The 18,154-nt window shown below is 62.4% G+C and carries 18 protein-coding genes; 11 read left to right on the plus strand and 7 right to left on the minus strand.

The features are described from left to right. Window positions 1-95 precede the first annotated feature (95 nt). Both Q9451_RS09110 and Q9451_RS09115 read left to right on the plus strand, forming a co-directional pair. Window positions 96-794 (plus strand): response regulator transcription factor, encoded by a 699-nt coding sequence (locus Q9451_RS09110; RefSeq protein ID WP_012273800.1) that lies wholly within the window; start codon window positions 96-98, stop codon window positions 792-794. After that, window positions 791-2,398 carry an ATP-binding protein gene (locus Q9451_RS09115; protein WP_345960904.1) on the plus strand — a complete coding sequence of 536 codons (1,608 nt, stop codon included), beginning with the start codon at window positions 791-793 and terminating at the stop codon, window positions 2,396-2,398. Before Q9451_RS09110 ends, Q9451_RS09115 begins: the two co-directional genes overlap by 4 nt. 3 nt (window positions 2,399-2,401) lie before the next feature. Here Q9451_RS09115 and Q9451_RS09120 read toward each other — a convergent pair whose 3' ends face one another. Both Q9451_RS09120 and Q9451_RS09125 read right to left on the minus strand, forming a co-directional pair. Beyond that, window positions 2,402-3,103, minus strand: coding sequence for a 4'-phosphopantetheinyl transferase superfamily protein (locus Q9451_RS09120; RefSeq protein ID WP_012273798.1), 702 nt, complete (start codon window positions 3,101-3,103; stop codon window positions 2,402-2,404). A gap of 73 nt (window positions 3,104-3,176) precedes the next feature. Further along, window positions 3,177-3,968, minus strand: coding sequence for a dienelactone hydrolase family protein (locus tag Q9451_RS09125; protein ID WP_012273797.1), 792 nt, complete (start codon window positions 3,966-3,968; stop codon window positions 3,177-3,179). A gap of 130 nt (window positions 3,969-4,098) precedes the next feature. Between Q9451_RS09125 and Q9451_RS09130 the strand changes: the two genes are divergently transcribed. The 4 genes from Q9451_RS09130 (at window position 4,099) to Q9451_RS09145 (ending at window position 8,495) form a co-directional block, all read left to right on the plus strand. Then, on the plus strand, window positions 4,099-4,704 hold the full coding sequence (locus Q9451_RS09130; protein ID WP_012273796.1) for an outer membrane beta-barrel protein: 606 nt from the start codon (window positions 4,099-4,101) through the stop codon (window positions 4,702-4,704). Window positions 4,705-4,834: 130 nt separating this feature from the next. After that, window positions 4,835-5,512, plus strand: a complete 678-nt coding sequence (locus Q9451_RS09135; protein WP_041166575.1) for a response regulator — start codon at window positions 4,835-4,837, stop codon at window positions 5,510-5,512. Further along, window positions 5,509-6,855 carry an ATP-binding protein gene (locus Q9451_RS09140; protein WP_012273794.1) on the plus strand — a complete coding sequence of 449 codons (1,347 nt, stop codon included), beginning with the start codon at window positions 5,509-5,511 and terminating at the stop codon, window positions 6,853-6,855. The genes Q9451_RS09135 and Q9451_RS09140 overlap by 4 nt, the downstream gene beginning before the upstream one ends. Window positions 6,856-7,172: 317 nt before the next feature. After that, window positions 7,173-8,495 carry a dicarboxylate/amino acid:cation symporter gene (locus Q9451_RS09145; protein ID WP_012273793.1) on the plus strand — a complete coding sequence of 441 codons (1,323 nt, stop codon included), beginning with the start codon at window positions 7,173-7,175 and terminating at the stop codon, window positions 8,493-8,495. 63 nt (window positions 8,496-8,558) lie between these two features. On the opposite strand, the gene tsaA is transcribed toward Q9451_RS09145, so the two are convergent. The 4 genes from tsaA to Q9451_RS09165 form a co-directional block, all read right to left on the minus strand. After that, window positions 8,559-9,251, minus strand: a complete 693-nt coding sequence (gene tsaA / locus Q9451_RS09150; protein WP_012273792.1) for a tRNA (N6-threonylcarbamoyladenosine(37)-N6)-methyltransferase TrmO — start codon at window positions 9,249-9,251, stop codon at window positions 8,559-8,561. Between the two features lie 6 nt (window positions 9,252-9,257). Then, window positions 9,258-9,719, minus strand: coding sequence for a DUF1456 family protein (locus Q9451_RS09155; protein WP_012273791.1), 462 nt, complete (start codon window positions 9,717-9,719; stop codon window positions 9,258-9,260). Window positions 9,720-9,768: 49 nt separating this feature from the next. Continuing rightward, the gene (locus tag Q9451_RS09160; RefSeq protein ID WP_012273790.1) at window positions 9,769-10,479 is read right to left on the minus strand and encodes an rRNA pseudouridine synthase; all 711 of its coding nucleotides are present in this window, start codon (window positions 10,477-10,479) and stop codon (window positions 9,769-9,771) included. 119 nt (window positions 10,480-10,598) lie between these two features. Beyond that, entirely contained in the window at window positions 10,599-11,054 is a 456-nt protein-coding gene (locus tag Q9451_RS09165) for a GNAT family N-acetyltransferase (protein WP_012273789.1), read from the minus strand. A gap of 295 nt (window positions 11,055-11,349) precedes the next feature. Here Q9451_RS09165 and Q9451_RS09170 point away from each other — a divergent pair, with 295 nt between their 5' ends. The 5 genes from Q9451_RS09170 (at window position 11,350) to Q9451_RS09190 (ending at window position 16,590) form a co-directional block, all read left to right on the plus strand. Next, complete coding sequence (locus tag Q9451_RS09170; RefSeq protein WP_306106360.1) at window positions 11,350-11,889, plus strand: hypothetical protein; 540 nt, start codon at window positions 11,350-11,352, stop codon at window positions 11,887-11,889. Between the two features lie 74 nt (window positions 11,890-11,963). Further along, window positions 11,964-12,809 (plus strand): DUF6502 family protein, encoded by an 846-nt coding sequence (locus Q9451_RS09175; protein ID WP_012273787.1) that lies wholly within the window; start codon window positions 11,964-11,966, stop codon window positions 12,807-12,809. After that, on the plus strand, window positions 12,806-14,530 hold the full coding sequence (locus tag Q9451_RS09180; protein ID WP_345960905.1) for a DUF5666 domain-containing protein: 1,725 nt from the start codon (window positions 12,806-12,808) through the stop codon (window positions 14,528-14,530). Before Q9451_RS09175 ends, Q9451_RS09180 begins: the two co-directional genes overlap by 4 nt. Before the next feature lie 59 nt (window positions 14,531-14,589). Then, window positions 14,590-15,752, plus strand: a protein-coding gene (locus tag Q9451_RS09185) for an IS3 family transposase (protein ID WP_176704564.1) whose coding sequence is annotated in 2 segments (ribosomal slippage) — window positions 14,590-14,845 and window positions 14,845-15,752 — 1,164 coding nt in all. Because the reading frame shifts where the segments join, the coding sequence is not laid out codon by codon here. Window positions 15,753-15,840: 88 nt separating this feature from the next. Then, window positions 15,841-16,590 carry a hypothetical protein gene (locus Q9451_RS09190; protein ID WP_012273785.1) on the plus strand — a complete coding sequence of 250 codons (750 nt, stop codon included), beginning with the start codon at window positions 15,841-15,843 and terminating at the stop codon, window positions 16,588-16,590. 71 nt (window positions 16,591-16,661) lie between these two features. On the opposite strand, the gene rimO is transcribed toward Q9451_RS09190, so the two are convergent. Further along, on the minus strand, window positions 16,662-17,993 hold the full coding sequence (gene rimO, locus Q9451_RS09195) for a 30S ribosomal protein S12 methylthiotransferase RimO (protein WP_012273784.1): 1,332 nt from the start codon (window positions 17,991-17,993) through the stop codon (window positions 16,662-16,664). Window positions 17,994-18,154 lie beyond the last annotated feature (161 nt).

Here is an 18,154-nt window from a genome sequence, read left to right on the forward strand (position 1 = left end):
CAGGTTTCGAAAGCGGCGCGGTCCCTGTGGGAGCGGCTTTAGCTGCGAAACGGCCCGCACTGGCAACAGAAAAACAACAATTAAAGGCAGAGGCCATGGACCACCCCACCCCACGCATCCTCATTGTCGAAGACGACCAGCGTCTGGCCGACCTCACTGCCGAGTACCTGCAGGCCAACGGCTACGAGGTCAGTGTCGAGGGTGATGGAGCCCGCGCCGCGCGGCGCATCGTCGACAGCCAGCCCGACCTGGTCATTCTCGACCTCATGCTCCCCGGCGAGGACGGTCTGAGCATCTGCCGCCGTGTGCGTAGCCAGTACCTTGGCCCGATCCTGATGCTCACCGCCCGCAGCGACGAACTGGACCAGGTCCAGGGCCTGGACCTGGGGGCTGACGACTATGTCTGCAAACCGGTGCGCCCACGCCTGCTGCTGGCGCGCATTCAGGCCCTGCTGCGCCGTAGCGAGACCGTGGACAGCAAGCGTCAAGACCTGGCTTTCGGTGCGCTGCACATCGACAACCGCTTGCGCGAGGCGCGCCTGGGCGAACAATTGATCGAGCTGACCGGCGCCGAGTTCGACCTGCTCTGGCTGCTGGCCAGCAATGCCGGCCGGGTGCTGACGCGCGAGCAGATTTTCACCGCACTGCGGGGCGTGGGCTACGACGGCCAGGACCGCTCCATCGATATACGCATTTCTAAAATCCGCCCCAAGATCGGCGATGACCCACTGCAGCCACGGTTGATCAAGACCCTGCGCAGCAAGGGCTATCTGTTTGTCGGCGAGGCGCCATGAACAATTCGATCTTCCTGCGCGTCTACGGCGGCATGCTGGCCGTGTTGGTGCTGGTGGCCTTGCTTGGCGTGCTCAGACTGCACCTGGTCAATGAAGTACGCGCCGCACAGCACCGCGAGGGCTTGGCTCAGGGAACCTTCAGCCTGATGGCTGACAACCTGGCGACGCAGAATGAAACCGAACGCAAGCGCTCGCTGCTGATCTGGGAGCGCCTGCTCGGTGTGCCGCTGACGTTGCAGCCAATGACCGCGCGCAGCCTTGACGGTGGCCAGCGGGCGCGCCTGTACCGTGGCCTGGTGGTAGTCGAGAAGACGGGGCCACATGCGGCGCAAGTACTGCGCAAGGTCGGCCAGGAAGACCTGATGCTGGTCGCGCAGATCAAACAGATCAGCGAGCAGCTGGCGCGCGCCACACTCTATCTATTGGCTGACGAACTGGTGCGCTACCCGGTAACCGAACAGCAGCAGCGCCTGGCCCAGATCAAGCTGGAAAAGGGCTTTGGCTTTGGTGTCGCCCTGCAGCGTATCGAGCGGGTCAGCCTGGACGATGACCAGCGGCGCCGGGTCGAGGAGGGCGACACGGTGATGGCGCTGGGCAAGGATGGCGACTCGATCCGTGTATTCGCCGGGCTGACGGGCTCTCCCTGGGTGCTGGAAATCGGCCCGTTGTATCAGCTCAACCCGTACCCGCCGCAGTTGCTGATCCTGATTGCCTTCCTAGGCCTGTGCTTGATCGGCCTGGTGGTATACCTGCTGGTGCGTCAGCTGGAGCGCCGGGTGTCAGGGCTGGAGATTGCGGCCACGCGCATTGCCCAAGGCAGCCTGGATACCCGCGTACCGGCTGGCGATGCCGACTCGGTAGGGCGCCTGGCCGCTGCCTTCAATGGCATGGCCGAACACCTGCAGCGCTCGCTGACCATGCAGCGCGAGTTGGTACGGGCGGTGTCCCATGAGCTGCGCACGCCAGTGGCACGCCTGCGCTTTGGCCTGGAAATGATCGAAAGCGCCACGACTGAGCAGGCCCGGGCCAAACACCTGGCCGGCATGGACGGCGACATTCAGGACCTCGACAAGCTGGTGGACGAGATGCTGACCTACGCCCGTCTGGAGCAGGGCGCGCCAGCCTTGAAGTTCCAGCGGGTCGATCTGGATGCCTTGCTCGATCGGGTGATCGGAGAGCTGGCGCCGTTGCGTGCCGAGGTGCGGGTGGTGCGCGGTGACTGCCAGGGCGCGGATGCCGAGGGCGCCTGGGTCGAAGCCGAGCCGCGTTACCTGCACCGGGCCCTGCAGAACCTGGTCGGCAATGCCATGCGCCATGCCGAGTCTGAAGTGCGTCTGAGCTACCAGTTGGGGCAGCAACGCTGCCGTATCGACGTGGAAGATGACGGCCCTGGGATCCCCGAGGGTGTCTGGGACCGCATCTTCACGCCATTTACCCGCCTTGATGACAGCCGTACCCGTGCCTCGGGCGGGCATGGCCTGGGCTTGTCGATCGTACGGCGGATCATCTACTGGCACGCGGGCAGGGCTTCGGTTGGGCGCAGTGCCGCGTTGGGTGGCGCCTGCTTCAGCCTCAACTGGCCCCGGCAGCAGGCACCGTTGTAAAGGTCAGACGCTGACCAGGCTCAGCAAGTGGCCGTCCTGCAGGCAGAACTGGCCCTGAAGCTCAGCGCCGTGCCGCCATTGCGGCGACAGGTCGGTGAGCAGGCGCAGGCGCGCCAGGCCTTCGGCGGACCAGTCGAGTACTTCGGCGTGCTCGAAGTAGAAGCGCTGGTGGGTCAGCGGGTAGAGGGTCTTGAACAGGCTTTCCTTCAACGAGAAGGTCAGGGTTACCGTCAGGCCGAGCTGGTGGCTGTCCAGGCGCTCCAGCTCGGCCGAGGTGAGAATTTCGCCCATCAGCCGCTCGGCACGCTCGTCATCGAGCAGGGCTTCCTGATCCAGCCCAAGGCCTTGGCAACTGCCTTCGGCGGCGACCACTGCGGCGGCCCAGCCCTGGCCATGGGTGATCGAACCGTGAATGCCGGCTGGCCAGATGGGCGAGCGGTCCTCATGGGTAGCCGGTACGTAGTCGCGGCCGTCCAGGCGCTGCAGCGCGGCGCGGGCACATACGCGACCGGCCAGGTACTCGGCCTGGCGCTTGGCCACCGAGCGTTGCAGGCTGGCACTTGGCACGATGCCGGCGCGCTGGAAATCGTCGGGTGCCAGGCGGGCAGGGTCGAACGTGCAACTGACCAGCACCGCGCCGGGCAGCGGGCGGGGCAAGGGCCAGTGGTGCTGGAGTGGGGCGCAGCAGGCTGGGAGAGTGTTCATGGCGCTATTGTGCCAGCCGCAGCGGCGGTGTGGGAGGTGGATTGCTGGGGCCGCAAGCGGCCCGCGACAATCTTTATTTGAATACCTTCTTGAAGAACGCCTGCATATCCGCCCAGGAGCTTTCGTCCGCCGCCTTGTTATAGCCAATGTCGGGCCCACCATGGTCGCCATGGCTCAGCCGGTCAGCATCGGGGTTGGTAAACCCGTGCTTGGCACCTTCAATGCTGACGAACTGGTAGTTGACCTTCGCAGCATCCATCTCGGCCTTGAACGCCTCAACCTGCTGCGGCGTGACCATGCTGTCCGCCGCACCATGCTCGACCAGGATATCGGCCCGCACCACGCCAGGTTTTGCCGGGGTCTGGGTGGCCAGTGCGCCATGAAAGCTCACCACACCGTCCAGTTTTTCGCCGCGCCGCGCGGCATCGAGGACCACCTTGCCACCGAAGCAATAGCCGACAGCACCCAGCTCATGCTTGTTGGTGTTCGGTTGCAGCTTCAAAAGCTCGAGGCCGGCGTCGAAGCGCCTGGCTGCCGCTGCCGGGTCTTTCATCGCTTCGGCCATGAACGCCTGGGCGTCCTGCGGGTGCTCGGTGTGCTTGCCGTCGCCATACATATCGATGGCCAGCGCGTTGTAGCCCAGTGCTGCCAGGTCGCGGGCACGGCGCTTGGCGTAGTCGTTCAGCCCCCACCATTCATGCACCACGACGATGCCGGGGCGCTTGCCCTCGACGGCATCATCGTAGGCGTAATAGCCGACCAGGCGGTTGCCGTCGGCATCCTGGTAGGGGATTTCGCGGGTTTGTACCGCCGCTTGGGCGAGGACGGCGCTGCACATCAGGGTCAAGGCCAGCAGGGCACGCATGGGTCACTACTCCTTGTTCTGCAATCGGTTCGTTCAGCCGGGGTTCAGCCAGGGTTCAGTCGCGGTTCAGGGTGCCCTGCTTACTCTAGCTTCCAGACCGAAACAGCGCACCCAACTGGAGTATCCAGCCATGAAAACCTTCAATACCCTGCTTGCCGCCATGGCCGTCTGCGCCGCTGGCATCACCTCCGCCCAGGCCGCAGACGATAACTTCGCCAGCCTGACCTACGGCCAGACCAGCGACAAAGTTCGCAAATCCGGCCTGCTGCAGCGCAACACCGACCACCTCAACGCCGACGGTATCATTGGCAAGGACAACACCTGGGGTGTGCGTGTGGGCAAGATCAACGACCAAGGCCGCTACTACATGACCTATGACAATGTCTCGGGCGACCACAGCGGCCTGAAATTGCGCCAGGAAAACCTGCTGGGCAGCTATGACCTGTTCCTGCCGGTGGGCGATACCACCAAACTGTTCGGCGGTGGCAGCCTGGGCATGACCAAGCTCAGCCAGGAGTCGCCAGGCGCCAGCCGCGATACCGACTACGGTTATGCCTACGGCCTGCAGGCCGGCGTGATTCAGGACATCACCGACAAGGCCTCGGTCGAACTGGGCTACCGTTACCTGCGCACCAATGCTGCAACCGAAGTGGGTGCGCATGGCGGGCCGAAGGACGGCACTCTGCGCCTGACCAGCAGCGCGCAGACCTATCTGGCAGCAAGCTACAAGTTCTGATCGGCGAGCCGCGTTATCCTGTACCGGCCCGTTCGCAGCACAAGGCTGCTCCTGCAGGGGTGATGTTTCTGCAGGAGCAGCCTTGTGCTGCGAAGAGGCCGGTATAGGCAATACACACAAGGAGCTGCACATGAAACTGCTGGTGGTCGAGGACGAAGCCCTGCTTCGCCATCACCTCTACACCCGCCTGGGCGAAAGTGGCCATGTGGTCGAAGCCGTTGCCGACGCCGAGGAGGCGCTGTACCAGGCTGGGCAATACCACTTCGACCTGGCCATCGTCGACCTGGGCCTGCCTGGTATCAGTGGACTGGAGCTGATCACGCGCCTGCGCAGCCAGGACAAGACCTTCCCCATTCTTATCCTTACCGCTCGAGGCAACTGGCAGGACAAGGTCGAAGGCCTGGCCGCCGGTGCCGACGACTACCTGGTCAAGCCGTTTCAGTTCGAAGAGCTCGAAGCGCGGCTCAATGCCCTGTTGCGCCGCTCCAGTGGCTTCACCCAGTCGACCATTGCCGCAGGCCCCTTGGTGCTCGACCTCAACCGCAAGCAGGCCACCCTCGACGAACTGCCTTTGGCACTGACCGCCTACGAATACCGCATTCTCGAATACCTCATGCGCCATCATCAGCAGGTAGTGGCCAAGGACCGACTGATGGAGCAGCTGTACCCTGGGGATGAGGAGCGCGACCCCAATGTCATCGAAGTGCTGGTTGGCCGCCTGCGCCGCAAGCTTGAAGGCGCGCACGGCTTCAAACCCATCGACACGGTGCGTGGCCTGGGCTATCTGTTCACCGAGCGCTGCCGATGATCCGCTCGCTGCGGGTGCGCCTGATGCTGGCTGCCGCAGTGTTGGCACTGCTGTTCATGCTGGCACTGCTGCCGGCCTTGCAAAAGGCCTTCAGCCTGGCCCTGCAGGAATCGATCGAGCAGCGCCTGGCTTCGGATGTGACCACGTTGATTTCCGCTGCGCGTATCGAACATGGGCAGTTGCAGATGCCTGCGTTGCTCCCGGACGAGCGCTATAACCTGCCGTACACCGGGCTGCTTGGCTATATTTTCGACCGTGATGGCAACCTGGTCTGGCAGTCGCGTGCCACCGCTGACCGGCACATCAACTACCGCCCGCGCTATGACGGGCGCGGCAACGAGTTCGCCCGCATTCACCAGTCCGACGGCGAAGAGTTCTTCGTGTACGACGTCGAGATCAAGCTGCTGGGTGGTCAGAGCGCCGCTTACAGCATTGTCGCCCTGCAACCGCTTAGTGAGTACAAGGCTACCCTCAATGGCCTGCGCGAAAAGCTCTACCTGGGGTTCGGCGCTGCATTGCTGGCGCTCATGGTGCTGCTGTGGGCTGGCCTGACCTGGGGCCTGCGCTCGTTGCGCCGGCTAAGCCATGAGCTGGACGAGGTGGAATCGGGCGTGCGCGAGGGCCTGAGCGGCGAGCACCCTCGCGAGCTGCTGCGCCTGACCCGCTCGCTCAACCGCCTGTTGCGCAGTGAGCGTGAGCAACGCACGCGCTACCGTGACTCGCTGGATGACCTGGCGCACAGCCTGAAGACGCCGCTGGCAGTGCTGCAGGGCGTGGGTGAAAGCCTGCAGCAACGCAGCGGCGAGCGCGAGCAGGCGCGGGTGCTGCAAAGCCAGATCGAGCGCATGAGCCAGCAGATCGACTACCAACTGCAACGTGCCAGCCTGCGCAAGAGTGGCCTGGTACGCCACAGCGTGAGGTTGCGGCCGCTGCTCGACAGCCTGTGCAGCACCTTGGCCAAGGTTTACCGGGATAAACGGGTGAGCGTGGTGCTGGCGTTGCCCGATGCGGCGCAGGTGCCGATGGAGCAGGGTGCGTTGCTGGAAATGCTCGGCAACCTGCTGGAAAACGCCTACCGGCTGAGTCTGGGCCAGGTGCGGGTGAGCCTGGAGCAGACGCCAGGGCAGTTGACCTTGTGCATCGAGGACGATGGGCCGGGGGTGCCCGCCGACCAGCGTGAGCGTATTCTCGAGCGCGGGGAGCGGCTGGACAGCCAGCACCCGGGGCAGGGCATCGGGTTGGCGGTGGTCAAGGATATCGTCGACAGCTATGACGCCGAGCTGAGCCTGGGGGATTCGCCTTTGGGCGGCGCGGCGTTCAGGATCACCTTCAATCTCGATTGATTTCGCTGGCCTCCCACCAAGGGCGGCCCAGCAAGGGCGGATTTCCGCCAGCCCCCCTGTACAAATCCCGCCATCGGGCGGAAATCCGCCAGCCTTCCTCCGCCAAATCGCCCTGTCGTTGGGCATTTATCCCTAGCAAATACGGCCCTTGCACCCTTCGTGGGCATTTTGGCACCACCCTTGCTATTGAACTTCGCAGAGGCCTGCCCAGGCAGCTCGAACACAACGACAAATCCCTCCAAGTGCAGGAGGGTTAGCGATTCAGGTGCCCCACCACCCTGGGAAGGGTGAACCGGCACACTTGAGGAAAATGAGCCATGACGACACGTCAGCCGCTGTACAAATCCCTGTATGTCCAGGTGATCATTGCCATCACCATCGGCATCCTGCTCGGCCACTACTACCCGGAAACGGGCGTCGCCCTCAAACCCCTGGGTGACGGCTTCGTCAAGTTGATCAAGATGGTCATCGCCCCGATCATCTTCTGTACCGTGGTCAGCGGCATCGCCGGCATGCAGAGTATGAAGTCGGTCGGCAAGACTGGCGGCTACGCGCTGCTGTATTTCGAAATCGTCTCCACCATCGCCCTGATCATCGGCCTCGTCGTCGTCAACGTGGTCAAGCCCGGCGCTGGCATGCACATCGACGTCAGCACCCTGAATGCCAGCAGCGTGGCTGCCTATGCCGCCGCCGGCGCGCAGCAGACCACCGTCGGCTTCCTGCTCAACGTCATCCCCAACACCGTGGTCGGCGCCTTCGCCAACGGCGACATCCTGCAAGTGCTGATGTTCTCGGTGCTGTTCGGCTTCGCCCTGCACCGCCTGGGCAGCTACGGCAAGCCGTTGCTGGACATGATCGACCGCTTCGCCCATGTCATGTTCAACATCATCAACATGATCATGAAGCTGGCCCCGATCGGCGCCTTCGGTGCCATGGCCTTCACCATCGGCCAGTACGGCGTTGGCTCGCTGGTGCAGCTGGGCTACCTGATGGCCTGCTTCTACATCACCTGCCTGCTGTTCGTGCTGGTGGTGCTGGGCGGTATCTGCCGTGCCCACGGTTTCAGCGTGCTCAAGCTGATCCGCTACATCCGTGAAGAACTGCTGATCGTACTGGGTACTTCGTCCTCGGAGTCGGCCCTGCCACGCATGCTGGCCAAGATGGAGCGCCTGGGCGCGAAGAAGTCGGTGGTGGGCCTGGTCATCCCGACCGGTTACTCGTTCAACCTGGACGGTACCTCGATCTACCTGACCATGGCTGCGGTGTTCATCGCTCAGGCGACCGACACCACCATGGACATCACTCACCAGATCACCCTGCTGCTGGTGCTGTTGGTAGCTTCCAAAGGTGCTGCCGGCGTTACCGGTTCGGGCTTCATCGTCCTGGCCGCAACCCTGTCGGCCGTTGGCCACCTGCCGGTTGCCGGCCTGGCGCTGATCCTCGGCATCGACCGCTTCATGTCCGAAGCCCGCGCCCTGACCAACCTAGTGGGCAACGCCGTTGCTACCGTGGTAGTGGCCAAGTGGGTCAAGGAAATGGACAACGACAAGCTGGCTTCGGAACTGGCTTCCGGTGGTGCGCCGCTGGTCGATGCGCGTCCGACCGACGACCTGGGTGTGGCCGAAGGCCCGGCTCGCTGATCGCGCTGCGGTAAAACGAAAAAGGCGACCCCAGGGTCGCCTTTTTCATGCGCGGTCTTCGCGTCAGGCCAGCACAACCTCCAGCACCCGGATCGAGTCCGGCTGCGGGTAATGCCACCTCACCTGCACGTCCCAGAACCTCACCCCGTAAACCCGCTCGGCCGGCGGTACCTGATAAGCCGGCCGTGGGTCCTGCGCCAGGCATTGCTCGATCAGTTCCACCAGCGGCTCGCCCAGGCGCAAGGCATGCTCGCGGGCCTGGGGCAGGGCGTTGTCGGCCCACTGCACGGCAATTGCCACAGGCGCTGCATTGGCCATCTGGTTGCTGGCGCCAGCGATGCTGTCGGCGTAGGGCACATAGGGTTTGATGTCCAGCACCGGCGTGCCGTCGAGCAAGTCGATGCCTGACAGCAGCAGGCGCCCGGGCTCCACGCCCTCCAGGCGCACCACCGACTGGCCGATACCATTGGGCCGGTGGGTGGCGCGGGTAGCGAACACCCCCATGCTTTTGTTGCCGCCCAGGCGCGGTGGCCGCACCTTCAGGCGCGGCTTGTCCTCCAGGGCCTGGTGGAACAGAAACAGCAACCAGACATGGCTGACCTGCTCCAGGCCCTCGACCGCATCACCCTGGTCGAACGGTGGCAGCAGTTCGAGTACACCACGCGCGGCAGGCGCCAGCTGGGGTTGGCGCGGGATGGCGAACTTCTCCTTGAAACAGGAGCGGACGATGCCGACTGGGGCAACCGTATGCTGCATGGCCACTCAGCCGCGCACGCGCAGGGTCAGGCCCTTCAGGAAGTTGCGCAGCAACTGGTCGCCGCAAGGGCGGTAGTTATCGTGGCCAGCCTTGCGGAACAGTGCGCTGAGCTCAGGCTTGCTGACCGGGAAGTTGACCGACTTGAGGATCGCGTGCAGGTCCTCTTCCTTGAGCTCGAAGGCCACCCGCAGTTTTTTGAGGATCTGGTTATTGGTCACCGGCAGCTCGACCGGCTGCTGCGGGCGGCTGTCGTCCTTGCCACGGCGGTGTATTACCAGGCCGTCGAGAAAGTGCGCCATCACCCGTTCAGGGCAGCGCACGAAGCCTTCCTCTTCTTCTTTTTTCAGGTAGGTGGCCAGCACCAGCGGGTTCACTTCGAGGCCAGAGAGGCCGATGATCTCGGCCATCTTGGCGTCGTTCACCTTGAGCATGTAGCGCAGGCTGCGCAGGACGTCGTTGTGGTTCATTGCTGCAGAATCCTGTTCAGGTGCCGCGCGTTCCAGCGCGGCGCATTGCTTAGAAACGTTCGGTAGTGGCCAGGTAGCGCCATTGGCCCAAAGGCAGCTTGCCCATGGACACGCCACCCAGGCGAATGCGGCGCATGCTTATGAGCTCCAGGCGCAGGTAGGCGCAAAGCTCGGAAATCTGCCCTGGTTGTGGGTTTTTCAACACCATGCGCAGGTGGGTCTCGTTCTGCCAACTGGCCTTGGCCTTGGGCAGCTCGCGGTCATTGCGCGTGGCCCCGCGCGCCAGGCGCTCCAGCGCCTGAGGCGTGGTCTCGCCGCGCACTTCAACGATGAATTCCTGCTCCAGGCGACGCAGGTCCGCCTCGACTTTGCGGGTTACCCGCCAGTCCTGGGTGAACACCTGCAGGCCGCTGGCCCCACGCTCCAGCGGTGCCACGCAGTCCTGCCGGGCAAAATGCCCGTGCAGGGCGCGCACGCCTTCGCGGTGGGCTTCGCTGAGGCTAGCCATGTTCATGCTGGCACGAGCGGTTTCGCTGTCCACGCCGGCCGGCTGATTCAGCAGCAGGGTCACTGGCTCCAGGGTTTCGGCACGGGCGCCCGGCAGCAGTTCGACGCGCTGCTGTTCGACTTTGAACTGCGGCTGCTCGACCACCACGCCATCGACAGTAACCCAGCCTCCTTCAATGTACTGCTCGGCCTCGCGGCGGGAGCAGCCGAGCTGCTCGATGAGGCGTTTGGACAGGCGGACGGGTTCGGACATGGGGCAATTCGCAAGGCAGGGAAAGACCTCCATTGTACCTGCCCGTGCGCGATTGATGATGGGAATCTGTGTCAGATGCGCCATTTTGGACACTTGGCGCGGCACATTCAGGCGCCACCTCAAGGTACGCTTCGCACCAGCCTCATGTGCAGCAGAGGGTAGGGCTGGCCCAAACCGTCGGTTTCCGAACGGCCGATGACTTCAAATCCTTCATGCAGGTAGAAGCCCAACGCTTGCGGGTTTTGTTCGTTGACGTCCAGGTACTCGGCATTCAGTTCGTTGATGGCATAGCGCAGCAGGCGCTTGCCAACACCCTGGCCACGGTGGGTAGGTGCGACGAACAGCATGTCCACCCGCCCGTTGGCGACCCCGGCGAAACCGCAGATCCGTTGGCGGTCCTTGCAGCAAATCAGCATCACTGCGTCGAGGTAGCGGCGCAGCACGTGTTCGCGCAGCAGCAGGATGTAGCCCTCTGGCAGGAAGTCGTGGGTGGCGCGTACCGAATCCTCCCATACCTGTACCAATTCGCTGTAGTCGCACAAGCGCGGGGTTTGCAGCGTCAGTAGCGCAGGCATGCCGGTATTCCTCCGTGACGGTAGGGAAAACATAGCAGGCCAACCACCGGTCGGCTGGTTCGCGCAGCGCTTGAAGCTCGGGGTATGGAGGTCTATTAATTAAACGTGGGAAAAAATCCCACGCAAAGAAAAGAAAAAACCGAAAGCAGAATTCCTGACTGATTTGGCGTTCTCGTGGCGAAGACCTGGAGACGGACTATGCAAATCCACCTGCTGTTCAAGAAGGCTTTACTCGCGGCTGCCGTAGCGGGCGTGCTGTCGACATCCATTGTCTTGATCCCTGATTCGATTACTCATGGCTCCAGTGCCTACGCCAAAGACGGCGGTGGTGGCGGTGGTGGCCACGGCGGTGGCGGTGGTCATGGAGGTGGCGGCGGAAGCGGCGGTGGCGGTGGCCATGGAGGTGGCGGCGGAAGCGGCGGCGGTGGCCACGGTGGTGGCGGTGGAAGTGGCAGTGGCGGCGGCCACGGCAGTGGAGGCGACGGCGGCGGCCATGCCGGCAACGGCAACAGTGGCAGCGGCCATGATGGCCAGGGCCACGACGGCAACTCGAACTCTGGGCGCAGCAGCAGTCATGCTGAAGCAGGTGACGATCATGGCAATCACGTGGGTGGTGAGCCCGGTGATGATCACGGCAACCACGTTGGCGGTGAGCCCGGTGACGATCATGGCAACCATGTTGGCGGTGAGCCCGGGGATGATCATGGCAATCATGTCGGCGGCGAGCCTGGCGATGATCACGGCAATCATGTTGGTGGTGAACCTGGCGATGATCACGGCAACCATGTGGGTGGCGAACCGGGTGATGACAACAGCAGAAGCTGATTGGCGCTGATTCGAAGCGGCCCGTACAAAACCCAGCGGACGGGTTTTGTATGAGCAGGATTCATATGTCAAGGAATGCGCTCAATGCAATCGCCCGCCTTACCCCCCTCGATGTTAAGCGCGCTGCGGCGTGTCATGCGCCCTTTGGTGCGTTTGATGCTACGCAAGGGGGTGACCTACACGATGTTCGCCGACCTGCTCAAGGAAGTGTTCGTCGAGGTTGCGCATCGCGAGTTTCGTCTGAACGACACCGCACCAAGTGACAGCCGCATCAGCCTGCTTACAGGCGTACATCGTAAGGATGTTCGACGGCTGCGCAGCGAGGGCGATACGGTGCTTGCGGCCCTGCCCGCGAATATCACGCTAGGCGCACAGCTGGTCAGCGTCTGGACTACCACTGCGCCATTCTGTTCCGTACCTGGTCAGGCACTGGCGCTGCCGAGGCTGGCCAGCGTGGGGGGGGATTGCTCATTTGATGCCCTGGTGGCCAAGGTCAGCACCGATATCCGCGGCCGGGTGGTGCTGGATGAATGGTTGCGCCTGGGTGTGGTGCGGCTCGACGAGCAGGATTGCGTTCACCTGCAAGCTCAGGCATTCGTGCCGCAAAAGGGCTTTGATGAAAAAGCCGCCTACTTCGGCCACAACCTGCATGACCATGCCTGCGCAGCAGTGCACAACCTCAGTGACGACGGCCAACCATTTTTTGAACGTAGCGTGCATTACGACGCCCTGAGCCTGGCAAGTGTCGAGCATGTGCGTGAGGTGGTCGCCAAGGATGGCATGCAGACGCTGCTTGCCTTCAGCCACCTTGCAGCCGAGCTGGAAAGCGTCGATGAGCCCAGTGCCGAGCAACGCCAGCGCATCACTGTCGGGCTTTATTTCTACACTGAAGCTACCGATCCCGATTCGTCGAAGACACCCGGCCCATGACTCTTCTTGCGCGCTGCCTCAGTGCTGTCACGTTCGCCCTGGTTTTCGGGTTGAACCTGATAGCGCCTGCCGAGGTGGTTGCGGCGCCGGTGTGTGTCAGCCGGGACGAGGTGGGTATGGCCGGTGCTGCAGGTATGCAGTTTCCCGGCGGTGTGGGCGGTACCGGGGCCAGGGCGGGTGGTGTCGGTGGTACCGGCGCGCCACTCCAGCAACGCCCCGGTGGCACGGGTGGTACTGGGGCGGTGGCGGAAGGTGTGGACGGTACCTACTTCGATCACAGCCACGGTGGGGTAGGCGGTACCGGTGCGCCGATCAAGCGCCCGGGCGGTACGGGCGGCACAGGTATTGTCGGCACTATCACCGGGTTCGCCTCGATCTGCGTCAATGGCATGGAGGTGCACTATGGCAAGGACGTACCGGTGAGTGAAAACGGGGCGCCTGCCAGCAGTGGTCACCTGGCGATCGGGCAAGTGGTGGCGGTGGAGGCGTTCGCCACACAGCGTGGTCTGCAAGCAGGGCGCATTTCGATCCTCAACGTCTTCGAAGGGCCGCTAACGGCGCTGCCCAATGCCTCGGCCCCCCTGCGAGTCATGGGCCAACCTGTGCGGCTTGCCGCTGGCGCGCGAGTGGCTGAAGGGTTGCGCCCGGGCGAGCCCGTGAGGGTCAGCGGCCTGCGTGATGCCCGGGGCGAAGTGGTGGCGACACGTATCGAACGGGCGCCGGGGTTGAGGGAGGCCAGCGCCATCGGTGCGGTAGATCGTGCTGGCAACCTTCAGGGGTTGAAGCTGGGTACCCGTGTGGCCCCTGCACGGGAAGTGCTGGTGCGCGGCCAGTGGACCGGGCGCCAGCTGGAAGTGGCGCAAACCCGCCCCGACCCGAGCCTGCCTTTTGCTGGCCGAGTCCAGCAGGCAGTGGTCGAAGGGTTGGTGCAGCGCACTCAGGCACGGCAACTGGTGGTTGCAGGCATCAATGTGACGTTGGGGCAAGGCACTGTAATTGTTGGCAGGCAGCCTGCGACGTTGGCGCTTGATCAACGTGTGCGGGTAAGCGGGGTACTCAGTGGTACTCACGAGTTGCGGGCAACCCGTGTGGAGTTCCAGGGAGACCGTATCGACAATCCGGACAGAAGCCATTCGGGGCACGATGGCGAGCAGGAAAGGAGCAGCTCCGGCGGCTCCAGCAACAGTGATCATGGCGCAAGCGATGCGACCAGCGTGCGCAATGAAGCCAGTGATGATCACCGTGGGCGCAGTGCCGTTGACGACTCCAGTGGCCATGGCAGCGGGGGTGGCGTGGAAAAATCTGGAAAGTCGGAACACCTCGACGCTGTGGAGCAGGCCGAGCGGAGTAACAGCGGAAGTTCTGATCGGGTGGAAAAGGTCGAAGTCGAAAAGGTCGAGAAGGTCGAGAAGGGCGAAAAGGTCGAAAAGCCTGAGAAGGTAGAGAAGGTAGAGAAGGTAGAGAAGGTAGAGAAGGTAGAGAAGGTAGAGAAGGTAGAGAAGGTAGAGAAGGTAGAGAAGGTAGAGAAGGTAGAGAAGGTAGAGAAGGTAGAGAAAGTAGAAAAGGTAGAGAAAGTCGAAAAGCCTGAAAAAGTTGAGAAGGTTGAGAAAGTAGAAAGAGTCGAAAAGGTAGAGAAAGTTGAGCTGCCGGAGAAAGTAGAAAAAATCGAGAAAGTCGAAAAGCCGGAAAAGGTCGAGACTGCCGAAAAAGTCGAGCTGTAGTGGTCTAATGAAACCGGACACCCATTTAGGCGAGAATGCTCGCCACAGAGAGGTGTCTGATGACCAAGCAACGTCGTACCTTTACCCCTGAGTTCAAGCGCGAAGCTGCCTGCCTGGTGCTCGACCAAGGCTACAGCCATGCTGAAGCAGCCCGCTCGCTCGGTTTGGTCGAGTCGGCCCTGCGCCGTTGGGTCAACCAGCTTCAGCAGGAGCGTGGCGGCATCACGCCGACCAGCCAAGCGTTGACGCCAGAGCAGCAAAAAATCCAAGAGTTGGAAGCTCGGATCACGCGCCTGGAGCGCGAGAAATCGATACTAAAAAAGGCTACCGCGCTCTTGATGTCGGAAGATCTCGAGCGCATACGCTGATCCGTCAGCTTAGCGCCCATGAACCCGTTGATTTCCTGTGCGAAGTGTTTGAAATCACTCGCTCAACTTATTACGCGCATCGCCACAAAAGGCGGACGCCTGACGTTGAGCGCCTGAAGTTGCGCAGTCGAGTGAATGAGCTATTCACACAAGGTCGAGGTGCACCCGGCAGCCGCAGCATCAAGTTAATGCTGCAAGATGAAGGCGAGAAAATCGGACGATTCAAGGTGCGCAGCCTGATGCGTGAGCTGTCGCTGGTCAGCAAGCAGCCAGGGTCACACGCTTACAAGAAAGCAACGGTGGAGCGGCCGGACATTCCGAATGTGTTGAACCGAGCGTTTGATGTCGACGCGCCAAATCAGGTCTGGTGTGGCGACATCACTTACATTTGGGCGCAGGGTAAATGGCACTATCTGGCGGTTGTCCTCGATCTCTATGCGCGGCGCGTGGTGGGCTGGGCTTTGTCAGAAAGACCGGATGCAGAGTTGGTCATCAGGGCGCTGGACGTGGCGTACGAACAACGTGGAAAGCCCCAAGGGCTGCTGTTTCACTCCGATCAGGGATCGCAATATGGTAGCCGTCAGTTCCGCCAGCGATTGTGGCGCTACCGCATGCGCCAGAGCATGAGCCGCCGAGGCAACTGCTGGGATAATGCGCCGATGGAGCGGGTGTTTCGCAGCTTGAAAACAGAGTGGATACCGGTCACGGGCTACCTGACCGGACAGCAAGCTCAGCGAGACATTAGCCAGTACCTGATGGATCATTACAACTGGATAAGACCCCATCAGTTCAACGATGGGCTGGCTCCGGCCAAAGCTGAGGAAAAACTCAAAACTGTGTCCGGGATTAGTTGACCACTACAAGCATCCAGAGCGATCCGGGCGTTAGCCAACTAGGCTGGGTAAGTCCGACCACACTTCCCAAAAGGGTACTGAGGTGCAGATGAGACCAGCGCTCCCTCTTTTCGCTTGCTTGCTGTCATGCACCAGTGCCTCGGCCTTGGCCGATACCTTCAGCGCCGCCATCGGCATGGACTATTCAAGTGGCGACTATGGCACCGGCACCACGTCGGAAATATGGTACATGCCGGTGGTCGGCAAGTACGAGACCGGCCCTATGACCTACAAGGTAACTGTGCCCTGGTTGCGCATCACCAACCCCGAAGTCGGCCCCAGTGGTGACCCCTTGCCTGGCGGTTGCCGGGACGTGGAAAGCGGGCTGGGCGACACGGTTGCCAGCGCCGGCTATGCGCTGCTCGATGGCAGTGACGGTGGCCTGATGCTGGACCTGATCGGCAAGGTCAAATTCCCCACCGCCGATGAAGACCAGTGCCTGGGCACCGGTGAGTACGACTACACCGCCCAGGTCGACATCACCAAGGGCTTTGGCCTGGTCACCGGGTTCGCCACGCTGGGCTGGAAGAAGTTCGGTGACCCACCCGACAGCAACTTCGACGACCCGGTATTTGCCAGCCTCGGCTTTGCGCTACCCGTGGCTGCGGGCACTTCGGCAGGTGCTTCCTATGATTGGCGGCAAAAAGTGGTCTCGACCGGATCGCAGATCCAGGAACTGACGCTGTTCCTCACCCACAAGCTCAACCAGCAGTGGAAAGTACAACTCTACGCGGTCAAAGGCTTCTCGGATGCCAGCCCGGATGCCGAGGGCGGCCTGATGCTATTTCACACGTTCTGACAAAAAAGCCCCTGCGCCGGTAGTTCCTGGTGGGGAGTGCCGGGGCAGGGGCTTTTCATGTTTCAGCCGTTTTAGATAGGCTCTGCCCACATGTCGTATTCGTCGGCATCCACGACACGGCAACGCACTTTGTCGCCTGGCTTGAAACCATGGTCACCGTCGATGAACACGTTGCCGTCGATTTCCGGGGCATCGAAGAAGCTGCGGCCAACCGAACCCTGCTCCTCGACTTCGTCGATCAGCACCTCGATTTCCTTACCGATGCGCAGTTGCAGGCGGGCGGTGCTGATGGCTTGTTGGTGGGCCATGAAGCGGTCCCAGCGCTCTTGTTTGATGTCGTCCGGCACTTCTTCCAGGCCCAGGTCGTTGGCCGGGGCGCCTTCCACCGGCGAGTACTGGAAGCAGCCAACGCGGTCGAGCTGGGCCTCGGTCAGCCAGTCCAGCAGGTACTGGAAGTCTTCCTCGGTCTCGCCCGGGAAGCCGACGATGAAGGTAGAGCGGATCACCAACTCAGGGCACTGTTCGCGCCAGTTCTTGATGCGCGCCAGGGTGCGGTCTTCGAAGGCCGGGCGCTTCATCGACTTGAGCACTTTCGGGCTGGCGTGCTGGAACGGGATGTCCAGGTACGGCAGGATCTTGCCGGCGGCCATCAGCGGGATCACGTCGTCCACGTTCGGGTATGGGTACACGTAGTGCAGACGGACCCAGGCGCCCAGGCTGCTCAGCGCTTCGCACAGCTCAAGCATGCGGGTCTTGACCGGGCGGCCATTCCAGAAGTCGGTCTTGTACTTGACGTCGACGCCGTAGGCGCTGGTGTCCTGGGAAATCACCAGGATCTCCTTCACGCCAGCCTTCACCAGGCGCTCGGCCTCGCTCAGCACTTCGCCCACCGGGCGGCTGACCAGCTTGCCGCGCATCGACGGGATGATGCAGAAACTGCAGCTGTGGTTGCAGCCTTCGGAAATTTTCAGGTACGCATAGTGGCGCGGGGTCAGCTTGACACCCTGTGGCGGCACAAGGTCGATCAGTGGGTTGTGGTCCTGACGCGGCGGCACCACTTCGTGCACGGCGTTGACTACCTGCTCGTACTGCTGCGGGCCGGTGACCGACAGCACGCTCGGGTGCACGTCGCGGATGCTGCCTTCTTCTACGCCCATGCAGCCGGTGACGATGACCTTGCCGTTTTCCTTGATCGCTTCGCCGATCACTTCCAGCGACTCGGCCTTGGCGCTGTCGATGAAGCCGCAGGTGTTGACCACCACAACGTCGGCGTCCTCGTAGGTGGGCACGACTTCATAGCCTTCCATGCGCAGCTGGGTCAGGATGCGCTCGGAATCGACCAGGGCTTTTGGGCAACCCAGGCTTACGAAACCTACCTTGGGGGTGGCGGGCGTGGTGGACATGACTAACCTCGGTATTGAATGCAGGTCGCCCGGCCGGAATCGCGGGCGATCTTGACGGGCGCTTTGGGCGCCTCTGATCAAAAAGTGCGCAATTCTAGCGAGCGCAAGAGCGCTTGACCAGCAGAAATACGACGAACGCTGCGCTATGCTTCGCGCCGTTG

Source organism: Pseudomonas sp. NY8896 (assembly GCF_039634505.1).

Excerpts from the sequence above, each read along its gene's own strand:
- Q9451_RS09110 (WP_012273800.1), top strand. The coding sequence starts at position 96 with ATGGACCACCCCACCCCACGCATCCTCATTGTCGAAGACGACCAGCGT.
- Q9451_RS09115 (WP_345960904.1), top strand. The coding sequence starts at position 791 with ATGAACAATTCGATCTTCCTGCGCGTCTACGGCGGCATGCTGGCCGTG.
- Q9451_RS09120 (WP_012273798.1), bottom strand. The coding sequence starts at position 3,103 with ATGAACACTCTCCCAGCCTGCTGCGCCCCACTCCAGCACCACTGGCCC.
- Q9451_RS09125 (WP_012273797.1), bottom strand. The coding sequence starts at position 3,968 with ATGCGTGCCCTGCTGGCCTTGACCCTGATGTGCAGCGCCGTCCTCGCC.
- Q9451_RS09130 (WP_012273796.1), top strand. The coding sequence starts at position 4,099 with ATGAAAACCTTCAATACCCTGCTTGCCGCCATGGCCGTCTGCGCCGCT.
- Q9451_RS09135 (WP_041166575.1), top strand. The coding sequence starts at position 4,835 with ATGAAACTGCTGGTGGTCGAGGACGAAGCCCTGCTTCGCCATCACCTC.
- Q9451_RS09140 (WP_012273794.1), top strand. The coding sequence starts at position 5,509 with ATGATCCGCTCGCTGCGGGTGCGCCTGATGCTGGCTGCCGCAGTGTTG.
- Q9451_RS09145 (WP_012273793.1), top strand. The coding sequence starts at position 7,173 with ATGACGACACGTCAGCCGCTGTACAAATCCCTGTATGTCCAGGTGATC.
- tsaA (WP_012273792.1), bottom strand. The coding sequence starts at position 9,251 with ATGCAGCATACGGTTGCCCCAGTCGGCATCGTCCGCTCCTGTTTCAAG.
- Q9451_RS09155 (WP_012273791.1), bottom strand. The coding sequence starts at position 9,719 with ATGAACCACAACGACGTCCTGCGCAGCCTGCGCTACATGCTCAAGGTG.
- Q9451_RS09160 (WP_012273790.1), bottom strand. The coding sequence starts at position 10,479 with ATGTCCGAACCCGTCCGCCTGTCCAAACGCCTCATCGAGCAGCTCGGC.
- Q9451_RS09165 (WP_012273789.1), bottom strand. The coding sequence starts at position 11,054 with ATGCCTGCGCTACTGACGCTGCAAACCCCGCGCTTGTGCGACTACAGC.
- Q9451_RS09170 (WP_306106360.1), top strand. The coding sequence starts at position 11,350 with ATGGCTCCAGTGCCTACGCCAAAGACGGCGGTGGTGGCGGTGGTGGCC.
- Q9451_RS09175 (WP_012273787.1), top strand. The coding sequence starts at position 11,964 with ATGCAATCGCCCGCCTTACCCCCCTCGATGTTAAGCGCGCTGCGGCGT.
- Q9451_RS09180 (WP_345960905.1), top strand. The coding sequence starts at position 12,806 with ATGACTCTTCTTGCGCGCTGCCTCAGTGCTGTCACGTTCGCCCTGGTT.
- Q9451_RS09190 (WP_012273785.1), top strand. The coding sequence starts at position 15,841 with ATGAGACCAGCGCTCCCTCTTTTCGCTTGCTTGCTGTCATGCACCAGT.
- rimO (WP_012273784.1), bottom strand. The coding sequence starts at position 17,993 with ATGTCCACCACGCCCGCCACCCCCAAGGTAGGTTTCGTAAGCCTGGGT.